Below are 21,376 nucleotides of genomic sequence, written 5' to 3'. Positions count from 1 at the left end.
CCGCACCTGACGACGAAGCGGTGCCAGCGGGTCGGGACGTGGGCGGCGGCGAACAACGTGGAGATCGCCTACACCCCGACCAACAGCTCCTGGCTGAACCGGATCGAGGCCCAGTTCACCGCCCTTCGCTACTTCGCCCTCGACGGCACCGACCACGCCAGCCACAAAGAACAGGGCAGCATGATCCGCCGCTACATCATCTGGCGGAACAAGCACGCCGCCGACGAGCGCCTACGCGAAGTCGTCACCAGGGCGAACGTTGCCTGATGCGGCACTAGTTCTCCGCGCCGGCCAGTGAGGGCGGTCCGCCGCGGGCGCGGTCGGCCAGCGCCCGGAGGTCGTCGCTGCGGCAGCCGTGGGTGGTGCCGACCAGGTGGCCGTCGGGGCGGATCAGCAGCACGGTGTGCGGCTCGGCGCCCGGGTACTCCTCGGTGACCAGGACCTCGGCGGGTACCGGCAGCGCCGCCGCGACCTCGCAGAGCTGGGGCATCAGTCCGGCACCCAGCCAGTGCTGGGAGGCCCACACGGTGGTGCCGGGCGCCACCAGCAGCAGCAGGAACCCGGCGCCCAGCCGGGCCCGCAGCGAGTCGGCGGCCCCTTCGGTGGTGACCACGGGGAGGTCGGGTACGAGGACGCCGGGCGCGGTCGCGGGCAGGTTCTCACTGAGCGTGGTGCCCCGCCCGGTCCCGCGCTGCACCGGTACCCGGCCGGGCACGCCGGACGGCGCCGCCGGGTACGCGGGCGCGCCGCCGAAGCGGCCGGTGCCGAGCTGGCCGTCGGCGAGCAGCGGGGCGTGCTTGCGGAAGGAGCCGGTGAGCAGCGAGCGCCTGGTCTGCTGCCAGCCGCGCAGTGGCCGCAGCAGCGGCATGGCCTGGTCGACCGCGCGCAGTCGGGCGCCGACCGCGCCGCGCCGCTCGGCCTCGTACCCGTCGAGCAGGGAGCCGCCGGACTGCGGTCCGCCGGCGAGCGAGGCGAGATGCACCTCCCCCCGGCCGGACGCCGGGGGGAGGTGCCAGGCGAGGGCGAGGCGCCAGGAGAGGTTGTCGGCGTCCCGGAGGCCGTCGACGAGGTTCTGCATGCCGAGCGCGCCGTGCAGATGGGCGGCGTCCCCGGCGAGGAAGCAGCGGCCGACCCGGAAGCGGGCGGCGAGGCGCTGCTGGTAGGTGTGGTCGGCGGCGGCCAGCAGCTCGTACCGGGGGAGTTCGCCGCACCAGCCGGTGAGGGTGGACTTCACCCGCGCGAGCAGGGTGTCGCCGGTGACGATGCCGGGCCAGGTGGCGTGCGGATCGACCGGTGCGGTGGCAGCCGGCCGGCCCGGGGGCAGCCGCCAGTCGAGCCGCCACAGGCCGTCCGGCAGCGGCCGGGCGGACGCCTCGCGGTCGCCGCGCCACGGGGGTTCGCGGTGCAGCCGCGCCTCTCCGGCGAAGGGCAGGTCGACGCGGACGGTGGCGACGGCGTGCCGGTCCACCGCGGGGCGGCCGGGGAAGCGGACCTTGAGCAGTTTGCGGACGGTGGAGCGGGCGCCGTCGCAGCCGACCAGGTGGCTGCCGCGCCACCAGGTCTCGGTGCCGTCCTGGGTGTGGCGGGTGCGCACGCTGACGCCGTCCCGGTCCTGTTCGAGTTCCAGGACCCGGCTGAGCGGGGTGAGCTGGATCAGCGGGGTGGCGGTCACGGCGTCCCGCAGGCCGCGCTGCATGCGGTGCTGGGGCAGGTGGAGCACCGGGTCGGCGCGCAGGTCCAGCCGCAGCACCTCGGAACGGCGGCGCCAGATACCGAGGGCGTCCCAGCGGGCGGCGTCGGAGGCGGCCCTGGTGTAGCCGAGGCGGGTGAGCAGGGCGGTGCTGTCGCTGCCGAGGACGACGCTGCGCGGGCCTTCCGGGCAGACGCCGGCGCCTTCGTCCAGGACGATGCTGGGCACCTCGTGCCGGGCCAGGGCGAGCGCCAGCGCCAGGCCGACGGGGCCGGCGCCGACCACGATCACGGGATCCACTTGGGGACCTCCGTCCCGCCGCGGGGCCCGGTGGGGGCTGCCGCGCGTGCCGGGACCTCCGGGCACACGGGGCGTGCGCAGGACGCGGCGGATGCGGCGTCGACTGCCGTGCAGGAGGTCCCGGGTGGTGTCACGAAGAGCAATGCAACAGACCGCCTGCGTGTCCGTCAAGCAGTGACCGTTGTGCGCCGGTTCGCGCCGCGGCGCCCGCGCGCCTCGATCCACTTGGCCAGCGCCGTCAGCGCCAGGCACATGCCGATGTAGATCACGCTCATCACGATGGTGACCGGGATGTAGGGGTAGCCCGCGGGGGTGGAGGTGTTGCTGGCGATCAGCTTCCCGGCGTAGAGCAGCTCGGTGTAGGTGATCAGGAAGCCGAGCGAGGTGTCCTTGAGGGTGACCACCAGCTGGCCGATGATCGTCGGCAGCATCGAGCGGACCGCCTGCGGGACCAGGATGGTGAACAGCACCTGGGTCTTGCGCATGCCGAGCGCGTACGCGGCCTCGCCCTGGCCGCGCGGGACCGCGTTGACGCCGCTGCGGATGATCTCGGCCTGGACGGCGCCGTTGTACAGCGTCAGTCCGGTGACCAGGGCCCAGAGCGGTGAGGTGGTGAACACCGAGTGGTACAGCGCGAAGATCATGATCAGCAGCGGCATCGCGCGGAAGAACTGCACGACCGCCGTGGCCACCGCGCGCACCGGCCGGTGGTCGGAGAGCCGCCCGGCCGCCAGCAGGGCGCCGAGCACCAGCGAGAAGCCCGCGGCCAGTCCGAAGGCGGTCAGGGTGTTCAGCAGGCCGTCGACGATCCGCTGCTGCACGGCGGTGTACTGGAACGGGTCCCACATCGCGGCGGTGAACTGCCCGGCACCCGCCAGGCTGTCGTACGCGTACCAGAGCAGGCCCGCGATGCCGAGCACCGCCAGGACGCCGAAGGCGCGGTAACGGGCCCTGGCCCGGGGGCCGGGGGCGTCGTAGAGGACGGTCGAGGTCGAGGCGCTCATCGGGCCACCGCCAGTCGGTTCTCCAGGAGACGGAAGATCACGGCGACCAGCGCGCTGATGGACAGGTAGGCGGCGGCCAGCCAGAAGAAGATCGCGAAGATGTTGTAGCCGCGTTCGGTCAGGGTCTGCTGGGTGCTGAAGAGCTCGGAGACGCTGAACGCGCCGGCGACCGCGGAGTTCCTGGGCAGGGCGATGAAGACGCTGCTCATCGGGCCGAGCACGGAACGGGCCGCCTGCGGCAGCACGATCAGGCCGAGCGTCTGGCCGAAGTTCATGCCCAGGCTGCGGGCGGCCTCGGCCTGTCCGAGCGGCACGGTGTTGATCCCCGAGCGCAGCACCTCGCAGACGAAGGAGGCGGTGTAGAGGCCGAGCGCCAGCACGGCGAAGACGAAGCTGGAGAAGTGGACGTCGAGCCGGGGAAGGCCGAAGGCCACCGCGAAGAACAGCAGGGTCAGCGGGGTGTTGCGGAAGGCGTTGACCCAGACGGTGCCGAAGGCGCGGAGCGCGGGTACCGGGGAGACCCGGAAGGCCGCCAGCAGGGTGCCGATCAGCAACGCGAGCAGTGCGCTCAGCGCGCTGAGTTCGACCGTCTGCAGAAAACCGGCGCGGAACAGCGCGAAGTTGCCGTCCTCGAAGAGTATGCCCATGCCGGCGGCCCTCCTCTCGATCTAAGGGGCGGTCAGGTGGTCGAAGACCAAAGGAGTTTCAGGGGGTGGCTCAGTAGCGGTCGAGGGCGGGGACGGCCGGGGCCGCGGCGCCGGAGAGGCCGAGGGTGGCGTCGTAGGCCTTCTTCCAGTCGCCGTTGTCCTCGTGGGCCTTGAGCGCGTCGTTGATCGCGTTGCGCAGGGCGGAGTCGTCCTTGGCCAGGCCGACGCCGTACGGCTCCTGGGTGAAGGGCTTGCCGACCACCTTGAGCTTGTCGGGGTTCTTGGCGGCGTAGCCCTTGAGGATCGCGTCGTCGGTGGTGACCGCTTCGACCTCACCGGTCATCAGCTTGTCCACGCACTGCGAGTACGCCTCGTACTTGGTCACCTTGGCGCCGTACTTCTCGATGTTCTTGATCGAGGTGGAGCCGGTGACGGTGCAGACGGACTTGTCCTTGAGCGAGTCGGGACCGGTGATGTCCTTGTTGTCCTTCGACACCAGCAGGTCCTGGCCGGCCACCAGGTAGGGGCCGGCGAAGGAGACCTGCTCCTTGCGGCCGGGGTTGATGGTGTAGGTGCCGACGTAGTAGTCGATCTGGCCGCCGGAGATGGCGTTCTCGCGGTTGGCGGAGACGATCGTCTTCCACTCGATCTGGTCCGGGCCGAAGCCGAGGTCGGCGGCGACCATCTTGGCGATCTCGATGTCGAAGCCCGAGCGGGCGCTGGAGCCGGAACCGGCCGAGAGGTCCTCGAAGCCGAGGAAGGGCTGGTCGGACTTGGCGCCGATGATCAGCCTGCCGCGCTTCTTGGCCTCGGCGAAGGCCTTCGAGCCGTCCAGCTTGACGTCGGTCTTCACCTGGTAGGTGGGGAGCTTCGGGGCGTTGGCGCCGGCGGCGGAGTCGCTCGGCGAACCGCTCTTCCCGCAGGCCGCGACGGCGGTCAGGGCGACGACCGACATGGCGGCGGCGATGGTGCGACGGGTCCTCATGAGGGTTTGCTCTCCTCGGTCTTGGCCACGGGTCAACCGGGCTGCTGGGGCTTGGAGTTCCTGGCGCGGTGCCCGCGCGCCACCACCGGCGGGTGCGGGCACGCCCTCGGGCCCGGTTCCACCGGAATCGGGTACGACGCTAGATCAGTTGCGGTCTCAGTGGTGCAGGATCTTCGAAAGGAAGTCCTTGGCCCGGTCGCTGCGCGGTGCGGTGAAGAACGCCTCGGGGGTGTTCTGCTCGACGATCCGGCCGTCCGCCATGAACAGCACGCGGTTGGCCGCGGAGCGGGCGAAGCCCATCTCGTGCGTGACCACGACCATCGTCATGCCCTCGGCGGCGAGCGAACGCATCACCTCCAGCACCTCGTTGACCATCTCGGGGTCGAGGGCGGAGGTGGGCTCGTCGAAGAGCATCACCTTGGGCTTCATGGCCAGCGCGCGGGCGATCGCCACCCGCTGCTGCTGGCCGCCGGAGAGCTGGGCCGGGTACTTGTCCGCCTGGGCGCTCACCCCGACCCGCTCCAGCAGCTCGCGGGCGGTCCGCTCGGCCTCGCCCCGCGCTGTGCCGCGGACCTTGACCTGGGCGAGCACCACGTTCTCCAGCACGGTCTTGTGTGCGAAGAGGTTGAAGCTCTGGAACACCATGCCGACCTCGGCCCGCAGCTTGGCCAGTTCGCGTCCTTCGGCGGGCAGCGGCCGGCCGTCGACGGTGATGGTGCCGGAGTCGATGGTCTCCAGCCGGTTGATCGTCCGGCACAGGGTCGACTTGCCGGACCCGGACGGACCGATCAGCACCACCACCTCGCCCCGGGTGATCTCCAGGTCGATGTCCTGGAGCACGTGCAGCGCTCCGAAGTGCTTGTTGACGCCGCTCAGCACGACCAGGGGCGCGGGCCGGGAGTCGGTGCCGGTGGTCTCGGTCATCGCGCCGTGCTCCCTCTGGTCCGACCCGGGGCGTCCCCCCGGGGCTGCGGTGCTGTGCTGTGCTGTGCTGCGGATGCCGGGGGCCGAGAGCCGGCGGAGCCCAACGGCCCCCGGTGGGCCAGACCCTAGAAGCGCCGACGATGTCATGTCAGCCGATCTGAGGGGAACTTGAGCATCACGATCCGGCCACGCATCATCCACGCCGTGGCCACGAGACCCCGCTCCGGGCGGGGCGGCGCCGCTGTGAGCGGCCGTGCGCGAACAGTCGGACGGCGGCGGCCTGATGACAGGAAGCGGCGGACTCGACCATACTCCGCAAGGACCGGGCCGGACCCGGACCGCTCCCTCACGGGACAGACCACGGAAAGGAGGCAGGGGTGCGCCTGCTGCTCGTCGAGGACGACGAACGGGTCGCCGCCGCGCTGGTCGCCGTGCTCGGCAGGCACGGATTCCAGGTCCGCCATGCCCGCAGCGGGCACGAGGCCCTGGACGCGCTGGTGCCCGACGGCAACGAGCCGTACCGGGTGGTCCTGCTCGACCTCGGGCTGCCCGACCGGGACGGTTTCGAGGTGTGCAGCCGGATCCGTGCGCACAGCGGCGTACCGGTGATCATGGTGACCGCGCGGGCCGACGTCCGCTCGCGGATCCACGGCCTCAACCTCGGTGCCGACGACTACATCACCAAGCCCTACGACATGGGCGAGCTGCTCGCCCGGATCCACGCGGTGGTCCGGCGCTGGCCGGCCGCCGGTGCCGGACCGGAGCCCGGTGACCAGCCGGCCCAGCCCGGCCCGCTGGAGTCGCGCGGAGTCTCGATCGACCGGGAGCGCCGCCGGGTCAGCGTGGACGGCCGCGACGTACCGCTCACCCGCAAGGAGTTCGACCTGCTGGCGCTGCTCGCGCAGAGCCCCGGCGTGGTCTACCGGCGCGAGCAGATCTTCAGCGAGGTCTGGCGCAGCGGCTGGGAGGGCAACGGCCGCACCCTGGAGGTGCACATCGGCTCGCTGCGCAACAAGCTCGGCCTGCCCGGACTGGTCGAGGCCGTCCGGGGCGTCGGCTACCGGCTGATCGCCGAGCAGCCCGCCGCCGGTCCGGCCGCCACCGAACCGGGGCGCTGACCGCAGGTGCGCAACCGTCTGCTCGGCATCCTGCTCTCCCTGATGGCCTGCGTGCTGGCGGCCCTCGGGGTGCCGCTGGCGGTCTTCATCGCGGCCGCCGAGCAGAGCGCGGTGGTGGTCGACCGGATCGACGACGCGGCCCGTTTCGCCCAGGACCTGCCCACCCAGGGCTACCTCGGCGTGGACACCGCGATCAAGGGAGCCCCCACGCCCGACCCGGGCGACGCGGGCCGCCGGAGCGCGCTGGCCCAGGAGGCCGCGCGCTACCACGGTCTGTACGGCATCAGCATCGGCATCTTCCAGCGCAGCGGCGCCGTCACGGCCAGCGCGCCGGACGGCTGGCGGGTGCCGGACAGCCGCGCCGGTACCCAGGCGTTCCAGGAGGCGCTGGACGGGCGCCGCAGCCACAACCCGCCGCAGGTCTGGCCCTGGACCCCGGAACGGACGCTCACCGTGGCCACCCCGGTGGTCCGGGACGGCGACGTGGTCGCCGTCGTGCTCACCGACTCCCCGACCGGGCCGCTGCGCGCCCGGATCCTGCACCGCTGGATGGTGCTCGGCGGGGGCGAGGCACTCGCCATGATCGTGGCGGTGCTGCTGGCGGTCCGGCTCACCCACTGGGTGCTGCGCCCGGTCCGCACCCTGGACCGGGCCACCCACGACATCGCCACCGGGCGGATGAACGCGCGGGTCGCCGCCAGCGCGGGGCCGCCCGAGCTCCGGCGGCTGGCGCGCTCGTTCAACCACATGGCGGACAACGTGCTGCTCGCCCTCGACCAGCAGCGGGCGTTCGTCGCGGACGCCTCGCACCAGCTGCGCAACCCGCTCGCCGCCCTGCTGCTGCGGGTCGAACTGCTCGGCATGGAACTGCCCGAGGGGCACGAGGAGGAACTCGGCGGTGTCCGCGAGGAGGGTGCCAGGCTGGCCCGGGTGCTCGACGACCTGCTGGGTCTGGCGACCGCCGAGCACGCCCGCCCCGAGGCCGAACAGGTCGACCTCACCGCCCTGGTGCTCACCAGGATCGACGCCTGGCGGCCGGTCGCCGGTCAGCGCGGCCAGCAGCTGGACTGGGAGGGGCCGGCCACCGCGGTCGGCCTGGCGGATCCGATCGGGTTCGGCAGCGCGCTGGACGCGGTGCTCGACAACGCGCTCAAGTTCACCCCGGACGGCGGACGGATCACGCTGGGGATCGCGATGCGCAAGCGCGAGGTCGCCGTGACCGTCACCGACGCCGGGCCCGGACTCACCGAGGAGGAGCTCGCCAGGATCGGCGACCGCTTCTGGCGCAGCCCCAGGCACCAGAACATCGACGGCTCCGGGCTGGGCCTCTCGATCGCCCGGACCCTGCTGCTGGCAGCCGGCGGCTCGCTCGACTTCGCCCCGGTCGAGCCCACCGGTCTCGCGGTGACGCTCACCGTGCCCCGCCCGCGCTGAGCACCCGGTGGCAGTGCCCCGCCGGTGCGAGCGGGGCCCGGGCCCGGACGGAGCCGCCGGGAGCTCCCTCAGGGTTTGACCGAGGTGTAGTACCGGCGGGCGCCCTCGTGGAGCGGGAGGGGGTCGGTGTAGACGGCCGTGCGCAGGTCGACCAGCTGGGCGGCGTGCACCTTGGCGCCGATCGCGTCCCGGCTGTCGATCACCGCCCTGGTCAGGTCCTCCACCAGGCGCGGATCGACGTCGTCCCGGGTCACCAGGAGGTTGGGCACCGCGAGCGTGGGCACCGCCGTGCCGCTGTTCTGCGCCTTGGGGTAGGCGTCGGGCGGAATGGTCGCGGCCCGGTACGCGTCGGTGCCGCCGCCCTCCTGCTGGTGCACCGACTCGGCCAGGTCGCCGAGCGGCACGATCCGGATCGGGAAGTGCTCGGACAGGTCGGTGAGTGCGGAGGTCGGCAGCCCGCCGGACCAGAAGAAGGCGTCCAGCCCGCCCGCCTTCAGCTGGTCGGCGGCGTCACCGACACCGAGCATCGCCGGGTGGATGTCGCGCTCCGGGTCGAGGCCGGCGCCGGTCAGCAGCCGCTGGGTCACCAGGTTCACGCCGGACAGGCTCTGGCCGACGCCCACCCGCAGGCCGCGCAGGTCCGCCGCCTTGTGCACCGGTGAGCTCGCCGGGACGACCAGTTGCAGGTAGTCGTCGTACAGCCGGGCGATGCCCCGCAGCCGGGACTTCTGCGGGCCCCGGTAGTCGGCGACGGCGTCGGCGGTCGCTATGGCGAAGGCGTCCCGGCCGGAGGCCACCCGCTCCAGGTTGTCGATCGACCCCTCGGAGTTGTCCAGCCGCAGCTTCAGGGCGGGCAGGTGCTGGCCCAGGTAGTCGCGCAGCAGCACCCCGTAGCGGTCGTAGACCCCGCGCGATACGCCGGTCGCGAACCCGCTCCGGCCTCCCGGGTAGCCGGTGGTGCCCGACGTGTTCAGCCACCAGCCGGTGAACGCGCCGACCACCAGCAGCAGCGCGGCGGCCACCCGGCCGAGCCGGCTGCGGGCCACCACGCGCAGCACGGTGCCCGGCGCGAAAGTCATGCGGGGGATCCTGCCAGGCGCAGGCCATGATCGGGAGAGGGTCACGCGGGTGGACTGCGGTCTCGTACGCTTGGGTCCGTGGGTACGAGCCAGGATTCCAAGAGCTACAAGGTCGTCACGTACGGCTGCCAGATGAACGTCCACGACTCCGAGCGCCTCGCCGGGCTGCTGGAGGACGCCGGATACGTGAAGGCCGAGCAGGGTGGTGACGACCCTGACCTGGTCGTCTTCAACACCTGTGCGGTGCGGGAGAACGCCGACAACAAGCTGTACGGCAACCTCGGCCAGCTCGCGCCCGTCAAGAGCCGCCACAAGGGCATGCAGATCGCCGTCGGCGGCTGCCTGGCGCAGAAGGACCGCGACACCATCGTGCGGAAGGCACCCTGGGTCGACGTGGTCTTCGGCACCCACAACATCGGCCACCTGCCCGCCCTGCTGGAGCGCGCCGCCGTCGAGCGCAAGGCCCAGGTCGAGATCCTGGAGTCGCTGGAGACCTTCCCCTCCACGCTCCCCACCCGCCGCGAGTCCGCCTACGCGGCCTGGGTGGCCATCTCGGTCGGCTGCAACAACACCTGCACCTTCTGCATCGTCCCCGCGCTGCGCGGCAAGGAGGAGGACCGCCGTCCCGGCGACATCCTCGCCGAGATCGAGGCGCTGGTCGCCGAGGGCGTCGTCGAGGTCACCCTGCTCGGCCAGAACGTCAACGCGTACGGCTCCGACCTGGGCGACCGCGAGGCGTTCTCCAAGCTGCTGCGCGCCTGCGGGCAGATCGAGGGCCTGGAGCGGGTGAGGTTCACCTCGCCGCACCCGCGCGACTTCACCGACGACGTGATCGCCGCGATGGCCGAGACCCCGAACGTGATGCACCAGCTGCACATGCCGCTGCAGTCCGGCTCGGACACCGTGCTGAAGGCGATGCGCCGCTCGTACCGGCAGGAACGCTTCCTCGGGATCATCCGGAAGGTCCGCGAGGCGATGCCGGACGCCGCCATCTCGACCGACATCATCGTGGGCTTCCCCGGCGAGACCGAGGAGGACTTCGAGCAGACCATGCACACGGTCCGCGAGGCCCGCTTCACCAACGCCTTCACCTTCCAGTACTCCAAGCGGCCCGGGACCCCCGCCGCCGAGATGGAGAACCAGATCCCCAAGGCCGTGGTGCAGGCGCGCTACGACCGGCTGATCGCCCTCCAGGAGGAGATCTCCTGGGAGGAGAACAAGAAGCAGGTCGGCCGCACCCTGGAGATCCTGGTCGCCGAGGGCGAGGGCAAGAAGGACGACCGCACCGACCGGCTCTCCGGCCGTGCCCCCGACAACCGGCTGGTCCACTTCAGCCGGCCTGCGGAGCCGGTACGGCCCGGGGACATGGTGACCGTCGAGATCACCTACGCCGCTCCGCACCACCTGCTCGCCGAGGGGCCCACGCTGGCCGTGCGCCGGACCCGGGCGGGCGACGCGTGGGAGAAGCGGCAGGCCGCCCCGGCCGGGAAGCCGGCCGGCGTGATGCTCGGCCTGCCCACGATCGGTGCGCCCGCGCCGCAGGCCGCCGCACCGAGCAACGGCTGCAGCACCTGCTGACGCCCTGACGACCCGCTCCGCCCCGGCCCCGCTGCCGGGGCGGCCCGGACCGGGTTGCCGCGCGGGTGGCGGGGATCCTGCCGGACGGCGCGGCCGGCGGGACCGGCACGGCTAGAGTGATCGACATGCTGGTTGCCGCCGCCGTCTGCCCCTGCCCCCCGCTGCTCGTACCGGAGGTGGCCGCCGGGGCCGCACCCGAACTGGAGCCGCTGCGGACCGCGTGCGCGGAGGCGGTCCGTGAGCTGCTCGACTCGGGTGCCGAACTGATCGTGGTGGTCGGTACCGGGCCGCAGGCCGAGGTGTGGACCGAGGGCGGCGCGGGGTCCTTCCGCCGCTACGGCGTCGACCTGGCGGTCCGGCTGCCCTCCGGCGGTGTCGAGGGGCCGCAGCTCGCCCCCTCGCTCACCCTCGGCGCCTGGCTGCTGACCGAGGCCCGCGCCGACCTGCCCACGCACGCCTGCGCGGTGCCCGCCGACGCGCCGCCCGCGCGGATGCTCGGCCTGGGCGAGGGCCTGGCCGAGCTCGCCGACCGGGTCGGCCTGCTGGTGCTGGGAGACGGCAGCGCCTGCCGTTCGGTCAAGGCCCCCGGCTACCTGGACGAGCGTGCCGAGGACTTCGACGCGGCCTGCGCCCGGGCCCTGGGTGCCGCCGACACCGAGGCGCTCGCCGCCCTCGACCCCGTGCTCGCGGCCGAGCTGCTGGCCGACGGCCGCGCCCCCTGGCAGGTCCTGGCGGGAGCAGCCAGGGGCGCGGGCCTCGGCGCGCGACTGCGCTACGCCGAGGCCCCGTACGGGGTCGGCTACTACGTGGCCAGCTGGCGCTGACCCCCTCGCCCCGGCGCCCGGCAGCCGGGGAGCGGATCAGTGGGCCGGGGGCTGGTCCTCGTCCTTGGGCTTGGTGGCGAAGCCGTCCACGGCCTCCTTGGTCTTGGCCGTGCCGTGCTCGATCTTGTCCGTGTACTTGTGCTTGGTCGCCTTGTCCACGGCGTGGCCGGCCTTCTCCACCACCTCGTCGATCTTCTCGTTGTGCTTGCCCGCGAGCTCGCTGGCCTTCTCCTTGAGCTCCTCGGCCTTGCCCTTGAGGTTGTCCATCAGGCCCATGGCAGTCTCGCTCTCCTCGTGCGTCGGCTGTTCCGAATGGTTCAACGCCGGGAACACCCTCGTTGTTCTCCGGAGCGTTCTCCAGTACCGCCGGACGGTGGCGCCCGCGACTTTGCGAGACTGGAGCCGTGAGTAGCTCCCCTGTCACCCCGCCCCGTGTCGTCTCCGTGGTCGGCGCGACCGCCGCCGGAAAGTCCGACCTGGCGGTCGCCATCGCCCGCAGCCTCGGCGGCGAGGTGATCAACACCGACTCCATGCAGCTGTACCGGGGCATGGACATCGGCACCGCCAAGCTCACCGAGACCGAGCGCGGCGGCATCCCGCACCACCTGCTGGACATCTGGGACGTCACCCGGGCCGCCAGCGTCGCCGAGTACCAGCGCCTCGCCCGGGCCGAGATCGACCGGCTGCTCGCGGCCGGGCTGACCCCGGTCCTGGTCGGCGGCTCCGGCCTGTACGTCCGGGCGGCGATCGACGAGATGGAGTTCCCGGGCACCGACGCCGGGGTGCGGGCCCGGCTGGAGGAGGAGCTGGCGGAGTCCGGATCCGGTGCGCTGCACGGCCGGCTCGCCGGCCTCGACCCGGCTGCCGCCGAGGCGATCCTGCCGAGCAACGGCCGCCGGATCGTCCGGGCGCTGGAGGTCATCGAGATCACCGGCCGCCCGTTCACGGCCAACCTGCCGGGCCACCACTCGGTGTACGAGACGGTCCAGATCGGCGTCCGGGTGCCGCGTCCCGAGCTGGACGAGCGGATCGCGCTGCGGGTCGACCGGATGTGGGCGGCGGGACTCCTGGACGAGGTCAGGGAACTGGAGAAGCTCGGTCTGCGCGAGGGCCGGACGGCCGGCCGGGCGCTCGGCTACCAGCAGGTGCTCGACCACTTCGCCGGCGAGTGCACCGAGGACGAGGCCCGCGCCGAGACGGTCCGGGCGACCAGGCGGTTCGCCCGCCGCCAGGAGTCCTGGTTCCGCCGGGACGACCGGATCCACTGGCTGGACCGGCCCGCCGGGGCGGACCCGGTCGAGCTGCTCGGACGGTCGCTGGATCTGATCGCGGGCCGAGCCGACGACCGCCGCTGATCTGATTCGGCCTCAGACCGGGTCGATTCCGGCCATTGGGCGGTGCAACTGCATGTGCATGGCGAACCGGCGGTTACGGCCGCATCACGTCCTGGCCACGGATCACCCGCCGACCCCTCGGGACGCCCTGTGGCAATCCCCGGACATGCCATCATCGAGAGCATCTGAGGTCAGTCACGCTGGCCGACCTCACCGTTCACGAGTCCGCGAGCTCGTGTCGAACCGTCAGGGGAGGCGGCGTGTCGCCGGGTACCGGCCCCGAGATCGAGCAGCTGCCGAACGGCGCCGACGAGAGCGCCGAGATCACGCTGCCCGAACTGGCCGTGCCGACCACCTCGTACGCCGTCGCCCTGCCCGCGATCACGGACCTGGCGGCGCCCGGTGTGGTGCACGAGCGGGAGATCCGGCCCAGGCGCAGGCTGCGCTGGTGGCAGATCCTGCCGATCGTCCTGGTCGCCACCCTCGGCTCGCTGATGTTCGCCTTCCCGCTCGCCTTCGGGTCGAGCGACAGCGCCTCGGCCATGATCGGGATGCTCGGTCTGCTGCTCACCGCCGCCTCGGTCGGCTGGGGTGCGATGGCGGCCAGGGTCGCCGGGTACAAGTGGCCCGGACTGCCGCGCCGGGGCACCGGCCGCCGGGCCAGCCGCCGGGCCATCGCGGTCTACACCCTGGTCGCGGCCGTCTCGGTGGTGCTGGCGGTCTGGCGGGTCGTCCACCTCAGCGGCTGAGGCCCGGGCGGGCCCCGGCTGAGGCCCCGGCCCCTGCGGGCCGTTCGAGGGCCGGACGGGGTGACCGGGGCGGGCGGCCGGTCAGTACCATCGGCACTGTGAGTGCTTCCGCTACCGTGACGGGCCTGCCCTTCCTCAAGGGCCACGGGACCCAGAACGACTTCGTGATCATCCCCGACCCGGACGGCCTGCTGGACCTCGGTCCGGCCGTGGTCGCCCGGCTGTGCGACCGCCGGGCCGGCATCGGCGGCGACGGGCTGCTGCGGGTGGTGCGCTCCGCCGCCGACCCGGACGCCGCAGGGCAGGCCGACCGGGCCGAGTGGTTCATGGACTACCGCAACTCCGACGGTTCGATCGCCGAGATGTGCGGCAACGGGGTACGGGTCTTCGCGCGCTACCTGGTCCATGCCGGACTGGCCGGGCCGGGGCGGCTGGCGGTCGCGACCCGGGCCGGGGTGCGGCAGGTGGTGATCGCCGAGGACGCCGCCGACGGCACGCCCGGTGATGTCACCGTGGACATGGGCCGTGTGCTGCTGCCCGGCCCGGACGGGATCGAGGTCGCGGTCGGCAGCCGCAGCTGGCCCGCCCTGAACGTGAACATGGGCAACCCGCACGCGGTCGCCTTCGTCGCCGACCTCGACCAGGCGGGCGATCTGCTGGCGGCGCCGCGCACCACGCCCGAGGGCGCGTACCCCGAGGGCGTCAACGTCGAGTTCGTGGTGGACCGGGGGCCGAGGCACGTCGCCATGCGGGTGCACGAGCGGGGCTCGGGCGAGACGCGGTCCTGCGGTACGGGCGCCTGCGCGGTCGCGGTCGCCACGGCGCGGCGGGACGGGCTGGACCCGGCCCTGACCGGCGAGGCGGTCACCTACACCGTGGACGTGCTGGGCGGACGCCTGGTCATCACCGAGCACCCGGACGGCCGGGTCGAGAAGACCGGCCCGGCGGAGATCGTCGCCACCGGTACGATCGACCCGGCCTGGCTGGGCGACCTGCCGGGCTGATCCCCGGGCCACCGGGCCGCCCGTGCGGCGCGGCCGTGCGGGCCCCCGGTCGGCTGTGCAGGCCCCCGGTGGGCGGCCACGGCCGCTCGCCGGAACGGGCGCTCCGCTTTGCCCCGTTGCGCGACGGCTGAATCCGCCCGATCGGGTGATCTCGGTGACGGGTGGGAAGCAAGGCGTCGCGGAACGTGTTGTGCTCGGTAGCATGGACCACCGGGGTCGGGAGCCGCTCCGGTGATCGCTGCCGGAGGTGCAGATGACCATCGACGCGGGCCGACCCCTGACCGGTCAGTCGGCAGGAGGCCTACCCCCGATCGGCCGGCCCGTCGTCGGCCGTCACGACGAACCCCCCGCCCCGCCCGCTCGGGTGAACCGGGCCTCGTTCGGTCGCGCCGCGCTCGGCCGGGCCGGGCGGGCCGCCCTGCTCGCCACCGGCCGCACGCCGGTCCCCGACGCGATCGAGCCGATCGTGGAGGCGCACCGCCGCCACCACCCGCAGGCCGACCTGACCCTGCTCAGCCGGGCGTACCGGACGGCCGAGGCGAGCCACCGGGGCCAACTCCGCAAGAGCGGAGAGCCGTTCATCACGCACCCGCTCGCGGTGACCATGATCCTGGCCCAACTCGGGACCGGTACCACCACGTTGGTGGCCTCGCTGCTCCACGACACGGTCGAGGACACCGAGATGACGCTGGCCCAGGTCGGTGCGGAGTTCGGGCCGGAGGTGGCGTACCTGGTCGACGGTGTCACCAAGCTGGAGAAGGTCGACTTCGGTGCCGCCGCCGAGGCCGAGACCTTCCGCAAGATGCTGGTGGCCACCGGGGACGACGTCCGGGTCATGGTGATCAAGCTGGCCGACCGGCTGCACAACATGCGGACGATCCGCCACATGAAGCCCGCCAGCCGGATCAGGATCGCCAAGGTCACCAGGGACGTGCTGATCCCGCTGGCCGAGCGGCTCGGTATCCAGGTGCTGAAGGCCGAGTTGGAGGACATCGTGTTCGCCACCCTGCACCCGGAGGAGCACGCCCGCACCCGCGCCCTGGTGGCGGCCCACGAGGCGGAGCCGGACGGCCTGCTGCAGCCCTTCGCCCGGGCGCTCACCCGCCAGCTGGCCGAGTCGGGGGTGACGGCGAGCGTCACCGTCCGGGCCCGGCACTGCGTCTCGGTGCACCGCATCCTGCTCAAGCGCGCGGCCGCCGCCGGGCCGGACGGCCTGCCGCAGGGGCTGCAGCCCGCCGACTTCGGCCGGCTGCTGGTGACGGTCGAGGAGAACGCCGACTGCTACGCCGTCCTCGGCGAGCTGCACACCTGCTGGACACCGCTGCCCGGCGAGTTCAAGGACTTCATCGCGGTGCCGAAGTTCAACCTCTACCAGTCCCTGCACACCGCCGTCTCGGCGCCCGGGGGCGAGGTGGTGGAGGTGCTGGTGCGGACGCGGCAGATGCACCGGGTGGCCGAGTTCGGCGTGGTCGCCCTGGGGGACCCGCTGGTCCCGGGCGGTCAGCCCGGCGACGCGGAGCGGGCCGAGGGGGCGGACCCGGCCCGCCCCGGCTGGCTCCGCCGGCTGCTGGAGTGGCAGCAGGAGACCCCGGATCCGGACACCTTCTGGTCCGCCCTCACCGCCGACCTCACCGCCGACCGCGAGATCACCGCGGTCACCGAGGACGGCGTGACCCTCCAGCTGCCCGCCGGTGCCAGCTGCGTGGACGCGGCCTACCTGCTCGGCGAGGGGACGGGGCACCGCTGCCTGGGCGCCCGGGTCAACGGCCGGCTGGTCGCGCTCTCCACGGTGCTCCGGGACGGCGACGTGCTGGCCGTCCTCACCGAGCAGGCGGGGCCGGGGCCGGGCGGCGAGCCCTCCGGCCCGGCCCCCGAGTGGCTGGAGTGCGTCCGGACGCCGGCGGCCCGGCTCGCCATCGAGCGCTGGCTGGCCGAGCACCCGGCCGGTGCGCCGGGCGCCGCAGCGGCCGGCGCCGCCGGTCCGTCGGCGGAGCGGCCGCCGGGTGTCCCGCCCGCCCCCGCCGCGGCCCGCCGCGAGCGCTCCCCGGTGGCCGTACCGGGTCGCTCGGGCGCACCGGTGCGGCTGGCCCGCTGCTGCACGCCGGTGCCGCCGGACGACGTGGTCGGGTACGAGATCCGGGGCGGCGCGTTCGCGGTGCACCGGGTCGGCTGCCCGGCGGAGGAGCGGCTGCGGGGCGCGGGCCGCAGCCCGGTGGCGCCGGTCTGGGTGGCCGGGGGCTGTCCGCCCTGCGGCTTCCGGGTCACCCTGGAGGCCCTGGCGCTGAACCGGCCCCGGCTGCTGGCCGACCTGACCGCCGTGATGTCGGCCGAGGGCATCGGCATCGTCTCGGCCGCGGTGGAGCCCCCGCAGGACCTCAGGGTGCGGCACAGCTACACCGTTGAGCTGCCCGCCCCCGAGACGCTGCCCCTGGTGATGCGGGCGATGCTGCGGGTCTCCGGGGTGTACGACGTGTACCGGGCGGGGCTGCCGAGGCGAAATGGGGATGACCCGCCCACGTCCGGCATGCGACCATTCAGGGGAATTCACGGCCGGTCCACGGCGTTCACCGGTACGCAGTAGTGCCGGTGCAGACCATGGCCTGCAGGGGTAGCTCACCACCGTCGTCCGGTAGCAGGGACGGGATTCTGGGCAGGCTCCGGGGTGCGCGGGGCTGCGCACCGGCCCTCCCGACACGCAAAGGATGAGATGACCTCCACGTTCGACAGCCGCAGCAATTCCAGTGAGTCCGCTCGTCGGCTCGCGGGCCTGAAGGCGGAAGCCCTCATGGACGAGGACCTCGCGGCGATCGACGAGGACCTCGACCAGCACTTCGACGGCGAACAGTACGACCGCAGCGAGCGTGCCGCACTGCGCCGTGTCGCCGGTCTCTCCACCGAGCTCGAGGACGTCACCGAGGTCGAGTACCGCCGGCTCCGTCTGGAGCGGGTGGTGCTCGTCGGTGTCTGGACGGACGGCACGGCGGAAGAGGCCGAGAACTCCCTGGCCGAGCTCGCCGCACTGGCCGAGACGGCCGGTTCGCAGGTTCTCGACGGCGTGATCCAGCGCCGTGACAAGCCGGACGCCGCGACCTACATCGGCTCCGGCAAGGCGCTGGAGCTGCGCGACATCGTGGCCTCCACCGGCGCCGACACCGTCGTCTGCGACGGTGAGCTCACCCCGGGCCAGCTGATCCACCTCGAGGACGTCGTCAAGGTCAAGGTCGTCGACCGGACGGCACTGATCCTGGACATCTTCGCCCAGCACGCCAAGTCCCGAGAGGGCAAGGCGCAGGTCTCGCTCGCGCAGATGCAGTACATGCTGCCGCGACTGCGCGGGTGGGGCCAGTCGCTCTCCCGGCAGATGGGTGGTGGTGGCTCCGGCTCCTCCGGTGGCGGCATGGCCACCCGTGGTCCCGGTGAGACCAAGATCGAGACGGACCGGCGGCGGATCCGCGAGAAGATGGCGAAGCTCCGCAAGGAGATCGCCGAGATGAAGAAGGGCCGCGACACCAAGCGCCAGGAGCGCCGTCGCAACCAGGTCCCCTCCGTCGCCATCGCGGGCTACACCAACGCGGGCAAGTCCTCGCTGCTCAACCGGCTCACCGGCGCGGGCGTGCTGGTGGAGAACGCGCTGTTCGCCACCCTGGACCCGACCGTGCGCCGGGCGCAGACCCCGAGCGGCCGGGTCTACACCCTGGCCGACACCGTCGGCTTCGTCCGGCACCTGCCGCACCACCTGGTCGAGGCGTTCCGCTCGACCATGGAGGAGGTCGCCGACGCGGACCTCATCCTGCACGTGGTGGACGGCTCGCACCCCGAGCCGGAGACCCAGCTGGCCGCCGTCCGCGAGGTGATCGTCTCGGTCGAGGCGCAGGACGTGCCGGAGATCGTGGTGATCAACAAGGCCGACGCCGCCGATCCGCACGTACTGCAGCGCCTGCTGCGCCGTGAGCCGCACGCCATCGTGGTCTCGGCCCGTACCGGTCTCGGTATGGAGGAGCTGCTGCAGCTGATCGATGACGAGCTGCCGCGCCCCGCGATCGAGGTCCAGGCCCTGGTGCCGTACACCAGGGGCGACCTGGTCTCCCGGGTGCACGCCGAGGGCGAGCTGCTCGACACCGAGCACACCGGTGACGGGACGCTGCTGCGCGCCAAGGTCTCCGCCGAACTGGCGGCAGAGCTGGAGCGCTTCGCGGTCGTCGCGCAGAGCTGACACCCGCGGACGGGCCGAGGGCCCCGGTCGTCCCGTCGGACGGCCGGGGCCCTCGGCGCGTGCTCAGTCCTGCTTCCTGCTGATGAAGTTGAACACCGACTGGGCCTCGTCGCCCAGCGAGGGGCCGGCCATCCAGCCCGCCGGGCGCGGACCGATCGAGTTCTCGCTGATCAGCGCGGGCTTGCCGTTCCTGGTGACGAACCAGCCGCCGCCGCTGGCGCCGCCGGTCATCGTGCAGCCGATGTTGTACATGGTCGGGCGGCTGGCGTCGAAGGAGAGCCGGGCGGGCGGGACGGCGGAGTCGCAGTGCTCCAGCTCGCGGCCGTCGAACGGCGCGGCCTGCGGGTAGCCGTACGCGGAGACCCCGGCGATCTGGTTGCGCGGGGCGTTGAACCAGACCGGGACCGAACTGCCCACGGTCTCCTCCAGCGAGCGGCCGCCGCCGTCCTCGTTGTGCACCCGGATGACCCCGAAGTCGTACTGGCTGACCGGGCCGCCGCGCTCGCCGCCCTCCTCGGCCCACTGCGGCGAGACCACCGCGTAGTCGGCGTCCCACACGCCGTAGGGGGCGGCCTGCTGCTCGGTGCCGTGCCTGCCGTTGCTCGCGGCGCCGCTGCGGTTGTAGGAGGGGACGAAGCTGATCTTCTTGAACCAGTCGGCGCCCTTGCCGCCGTGCAGGCAGTGGGCCGCCGTCCAGACCAGGTTGCTCTTCCCCGGGTGGGCCGGGTCGCTGATCACGGTGCCGGAGCAGACCGCGGCCTCGTCCGCGCTGACGGTCATGAAGATCTTGCCGAGCACGGCGGTGCCGGGGGTGTACGGGTGCGCCTGCGGCTTGGCCTGGATCACGGTCGGCTGCGGGTCGTTCTCGGGCGCCGTCCGGCTGGACTGGATGCCCGCCTCCTGGTTCTCCATGCCCTTGGCGGCCTCCATCTTGGCCTGGTCCCAGAAACCCTTGATCGCCTCGGGCTTGAAGCCGTGCGACTGGGCCCACTTGGCCCAGTCGTCCGCGCTCCAGTTCTTGAGGTTCTGCAGGGCCTTGGCCAGGTCGAGACCGCCCTTGCCCGCACCGGCGGCCGCGGTCGCCGAGGACGGGGCGGCCGCCTGCGAGGAGGAGTCGCCCTTGTCGCCCGGGCCGCAGGCGGTGGCGGTCAGCGCCAGCGCGGTGGCGACGGTGGCGGTCAGCCCGGCACGGCGGCGCGTGCTCACGGCGTTGGTGGTGGTGTTCATGAGGGTTCCCCGTGTACTGATACGAGCGGTCAAGTGCCGCCCGGTGGTTACTTCTTGCCGATGTAGTCGAGTGCCTGCCTGGCCACGCCCTCCAGGTACGGACCGCTGAGCGAGGTGTGGTCCAGGGTGCCGATCGAGGTGTTGCTGACCAGGGCCTGGCGGCCGTCCGGCATGGTGGCGAACCAGCCGCCGCCGCTGGAGCCCGCGGTCATGGTGCAGCCGATGGTCATCATCGACGGCCGCTTCGGGTCGAAGGAGAGCCGGACCGGCTTCCCGCCGTCGCACCGGTCCAGCTCCTGCCCGTCGAAGGGCTTCACCGCCGGGTAGCCCCAGGCGGAGATGGACAGCCGGTCGCGCGGCGCGTCGAACCAGACCGGCATCGCGGTGCCGACCGTCTCCTCCAGCGACCTGCCGTCCCCGTCCGGGTTGTGCACCTTCAGCACCGCGAAGTCGTACTGGTTCGCCGCGTTCCCGCTGTGGCCGCCCTCGGCCGTCCACTGCGGAGAGGTGATGACGTTGTCGGCCCACCACATGCCGAGCGGTGCGACGTCCTGCGGCGCGGCCTTGCGGCCGGCGCCGGCCGCGCCCGAACTGTTGTAGGCCGGCACGAAGATGATGTTCTTGAACCAGTCGCCGCCCTTGCCCTCGTGCACACAGTGCCCGGCGGTCCAGACCAGGTTGCTCTTCCCCGGGTGGGCCGGGTCGGCCACCACGGTGGCCGAGCACTGGCCGGTGCCGCCGCCGGGCGCGGTCGAGAAGACCTTCCCGGAGGCCGCGTACCTGGTGTACGGGCGGGGTACCGCAACCGCCTGGACCGGCGCGGGATCGGGGTCGGTCACCCCGGAGTCGGCCGGCGGCTGGGTGGCGACCGGCTCGGGCTGCTGCGGCTGGGCGTTCTTCATCTTCTCCGGGTTCCAGAGGTCCCGGACGACCGGATTGTCGAAGACGTGCTTGGAGGCCCAGCGGTCCCAGTCGTCGTACTTCCACTTCTTGAGCTCGTCCCAGCTCTTCGGCAGCCCGTCCAGCAGGCCCGAGGGCAGGCCGGACGGCAGGTGCAGCTTGCCGCCGGGCCCGGCGGAGGCCGTGCCGCTCGCCGCCGGCGCGGCGTTCCCCTCCCCGTCGCTGCCGCACCCGGCGACCGTGAACAGTGCTGCCGCGGCCAGCGCGGCGCAGGCCGTACGACGTATCGATGACATAGCCGTTCCCCCCGTGGCTCTCCGGTCAAGCGGCCCGGGAACGCACACCGGGCCCAGTGAGTCTCCCACC

At 72.8% G+C, this 21,376-nt stretch carries 18 protein-coding genes and 1 pseudogene; 10 read left to right on the top strand and 9 right to left on the bottom strand.

Annotated features, from left to right (window positions below; genetic code table 11):
• Nucleotides 1-267: pseudogene (locus ACFC1R_RS16920) on the top strand (transposase); the annotation flags it as partial.
• Nucleotides 268-274: 7 nt separating this feature from the next.
• Here ACFC1R_RS16920 and ACFC1R_RS16915 read toward each other — a convergent pair.
• The 5 genes from ACFC1R_RS16915 to ACFC1R_RS16895 form a co-directional block, all read right to left on the bottom strand.
• Nucleotides 275-1,990 carry an FAD-dependent monooxygenase gene (locus ACFC1R_RS16915; protein ID WP_375939192.1) on the bottom strand — a complete coding sequence of 572 codons (1,716 nt, stop codon included), beginning with the start codon at nucleotides 1,988-1,990 and terminating at the stop codon, nucleotides 275-277.
• A gap of 167 nt (nucleotides 1,991-2,157) precedes the next feature.
• Nucleotides 2,158-2,994: an amino acid ABC transporter permease gene (locus tag ACFC1R_RS16910; protein ID WP_375939190.1), complete on the bottom strand. Its 837-nt coding sequence runs from the start codon at nucleotides 2,992-2,994 to the stop codon at nucleotides 2,158-2,160.
• Complete coding sequence (locus ACFC1R_RS16905) at nucleotides 2,991-3,641, bottom strand: amino acid ABC transporter permease (protein WP_375939188.1); 651 nt, start codon at nucleotides 3,639-3,641, stop codon at nucleotides 2,991-2,993. Before ACFC1R_RS16905 ends, ACFC1R_RS16910 begins: the two co-directional genes overlap by 4 nt.
• 70 nt (nucleotides 3,642-3,711) lie before the next feature.
• A complete protein-coding gene (locus ACFC1R_RS16900; RefSeq protein WP_375939186.1) occupies nucleotides 3,712-4,626 on the bottom strand; it encodes a glutamate ABC transporter substrate-binding protein in 915 nt (304 codons plus the stop codon).
• 156 nt (nucleotides 4,627-4,782) lie between these two features.
• Nucleotides 4,783-5,550 (bottom strand): amino acid ABC transporter ATP-binding protein, encoded by a 768-nt coding sequence (locus ACFC1R_RS16895; protein ID WP_375939184.1) that lies wholly within the window; start codon nucleotides 5,548-5,550, stop codon nucleotides 4,783-4,785.
• A 377-nt stretch (nucleotides 5,551-5,927) separates the two neighbouring features.
• Here ACFC1R_RS16895 and ACFC1R_RS16890 point away from each other — a divergent pair, with 377 nt between their 5' ends.
• Together ACFC1R_RS16890 and ACFC1R_RS16885 are read left to right on the top strand one after the other, a co-directional pair.
• Nucleotides 5,928-6,668: a response regulator transcription factor gene (locus ACFC1R_RS16890; protein WP_375939182.1), complete on the top strand. Its 741-nt coding sequence runs from the start codon at nucleotides 5,928-5,930 to the stop codon at nucleotides 6,666-6,668.
• 6 nt (nucleotides 6,669-6,674) lie between these two features.
• A complete protein-coding gene (locus ACFC1R_RS16885; protein ID WP_375939180.1) occupies nucleotides 6,675-8,102 on the top strand; it encodes a sensor histidine kinase in 1,428 nt (475 codons plus the stop codon).
• Nucleotides 8,103-8,170: 68 nt separating this feature from the next.
• Here the strand turns inward: ACFC1R_RS16885 and ACFC1R_RS16880 are convergent, their stop codons facing one another.
• On the bottom strand, nucleotides 8,171-9,181 hold the full coding sequence (locus ACFC1R_RS16880) for a TAXI family TRAP transporter solute-binding subunit (protein WP_375939178.1): 1,011 nt from the start codon (nucleotides 9,179-9,181) through the stop codon (nucleotides 8,171-8,173).
• A 78-nt stretch (nucleotides 9,182-9,259) separates the two neighbouring features.
• On the opposite strand from ACFC1R_RS16880, the gene miaB reads away from it, so the two are divergent.
• Both miaB and ACFC1R_RS16870 read left to right on the top strand, forming a co-directional pair.
• Entirely contained in the window at nucleotides 9,260-10,759 is a 1,500-nt protein-coding gene (miaB, locus tag ACFC1R_RS16875) for a tRNA (N6-isopentenyl adenosine(37)-C2)-methylthiotransferase MiaB (RefSeq protein WP_375939176.1), read from the top strand.
• 125 nt (nucleotides 10,760-10,884) lie between these two features.
• A complete protein-coding gene (locus ACFC1R_RS16870; RefSeq protein ID WP_375939174.1) occupies nucleotides 10,885-11,583 on the top strand; it encodes a class III extradiol dioxygenase subunit B-like domain-containing protein in 699 nt (232 codons plus the stop codon).
• Between the two features lie 36 nt (nucleotides 11,584-11,619).
• Here ACFC1R_RS16870 and ACFC1R_RS16865 read toward each other — a convergent pair whose 3' ends face one another.
• The gene (locus tag ACFC1R_RS16865) at nucleotides 11,620-11,904 is read right to left on the bottom strand and encodes an antitoxin (protein WP_375939172.1); all 285 of its coding nucleotides are present in this window, start codon (nucleotides 11,902-11,904) and stop codon (nucleotides 11,620-11,622) included.
• 83 nt (nucleotides 11,905-11,987) lie between these two features.
• Here ACFC1R_RS16865 and miaA point away from each other — a divergent pair, with 83 nt between their 5' ends.
• From miaA to hflX, 5 genes are all read left to right on the top strand, one after another.
• Nucleotides 11,988-12,938, top strand: coding sequence for a tRNA (adenosine(37)-N6)-dimethylallyltransferase MiaA (miaA, locus tag ACFC1R_RS16860; RefSeq protein ID WP_375939170.1), 951 nt, complete (start codon nucleotides 11,988-11,990; stop codon nucleotides 12,936-12,938).
• 239 nt (nucleotides 12,939-13,177) lie between these two features.
• A complete protein-coding gene (locus ACFC1R_RS16855; RefSeq protein WP_375939168.1) occupies nucleotides 13,178-13,666 on the top strand; it encodes a hypothetical protein in 489 nt (162 codons plus the stop codon).
• Nucleotides 13,667-13,764: 98 nt separating this feature from the next.
• Entirely contained in the window at nucleotides 13,765-14,670 is a 906-nt protein-coding gene (gene dapF, locus ACFC1R_RS16850; RefSeq protein ID WP_375939166.1) for a diaminopimelate epimerase, read from the top strand.
• Between the two features lie 253 nt (nucleotides 14,671-14,923).
• On the top strand, nucleotides 14,924-17,251 hold the full coding sequence (locus ACFC1R_RS16845; RefSeq protein ID WP_375939164.1) for a RelA/SpoT family protein: 2,328 nt from the start codon (nucleotides 14,924-14,926) through the stop codon (nucleotides 17,249-17,251).
• Nucleotides 17,252-17,377: 126 nt separating this feature from the next.
• Nucleotides 17,378-18,883: a GTPase HflX gene (hflX, locus tag ACFC1R_RS16840; protein ID WP_375939162.1), complete on the top strand. Its 1,506-nt coding sequence runs from the start codon at nucleotides 17,378-17,380 to the stop codon at nucleotides 18,881-18,883.
• 63 nt (nucleotides 18,884-18,946) lie between these two features.
• On the opposite strand, the gene ACFC1R_RS16835 is transcribed toward hflX, so the two are convergent.
• Both ACFC1R_RS16835 and ACFC1R_RS16830 read right to left on the bottom strand, forming a co-directional pair.
• Nucleotides 18,947-20,110, bottom strand: coding sequence for a trypsin-like serine peptidase (locus ACFC1R_RS16835; RefSeq protein WP_375939160.1), 1,164 nt, complete (start codon nucleotides 20,108-20,110; stop codon nucleotides 18,947-18,949).
• Nucleotides 20,111-20,157: 47 nt separating this feature from the next.
• Nucleotides 20,158-21,306: a hypothetical protein gene (locus ACFC1R_RS16830; RefSeq protein WP_375939158.1), complete on the bottom strand. Its 1,149-nt coding sequence runs from the start codon at nucleotides 21,304-21,306 to the stop codon at nucleotides 20,158-20,160.
• Between the last annotated feature and the right edge of the window lie 70 nt (nucleotides 21,307-21,376).

The organism is Kitasatospora sp. NPDC056138 (assembly GCF_042264695.1).
In the GTDB taxonomy this organism is placed as follows: domain Bacteria; phylum Actinomycetota; class Actinomycetes; order Streptomycetales; family Streptomycetaceae; genus Kitasatospora.
This window is presented reverse-complemented; position numbering and strand designations above follow the sequence as displayed.

What these genes read in the sequence shown, in the direction of transcription:
- ACFC1R_RS16830 (WP_375939158.1), bottom strand. Translation starts at nt 21,306, where the DNA reads ATGTCATCGATACGTCGTACGGCCTGCGCCGCGCTGGCCGCGGCAGCA.
- ACFC1R_RS16905 (WP_375939188.1), bottom strand. Translation starts at nt 3,641, where the DNA reads ATGGGCATACTCTTCGAGGACGGCAACTTCGCGCTGTTCCGCGCCGGT.
- ACFC1R_RS16910 (WP_375939190.1), bottom strand. Translation starts at nt 2,994, where the DNA reads ATGAGCGCCTCGACCTCGACCGTCCTCTACGACGCCCCCGGCCCCCGG.
- ACFC1R_RS16880 (WP_375939178.1), bottom strand. Translation starts at nt 9,181, where the DNA reads ATGACTTTCGCGCCGGGCACCGTGCTGCGCGTGGTGGCCCGCAGCCGG.
- hflX (WP_375939162.1), top strand. Translation starts at nt 17,378, where the DNA reads ATGACCTCCACGTTCGACAGCCGCAGCAATTCCAGTGAGTCCGCTCGT.
- ACFC1R_RS16870 (WP_375939174.1), top strand. Translation starts at nt 10,885, where the DNA reads ATGCTGGTTGCCGCCGCCGTCTGCCCCTGCCCCCCGCTGCTCGTACCG.
- ACFC1R_RS16845 (WP_375939164.1), top strand. Translation starts at nt 14,924, where the DNA reads ATGACCATCGACGCGGGCCGACCCCTGACCGGTCAGTCGGCAGGAGGC.
- ACFC1R_RS16835 (WP_375939160.1), bottom strand. Translation starts at nt 20,110, where the DNA reads ATGAACACCACCACCAACGCCGTGAGCACGCGCCGCCGTGCCGGGCTG.
- ACFC1R_RS16895 (WP_375939184.1), bottom strand. Translation starts at nt 5,550, where the DNA reads ATGACCGAGACCACCGGCACCGACTCCCGGCCCGCGCCCCTGGTCGTG.
- ACFC1R_RS16900 (WP_375939186.1), bottom strand. Translation starts at nt 4,626, where the DNA reads ATGAGGACCCGTCGCACCATCGCCGCCGCCATGTCGGTCGTCGCCCTG.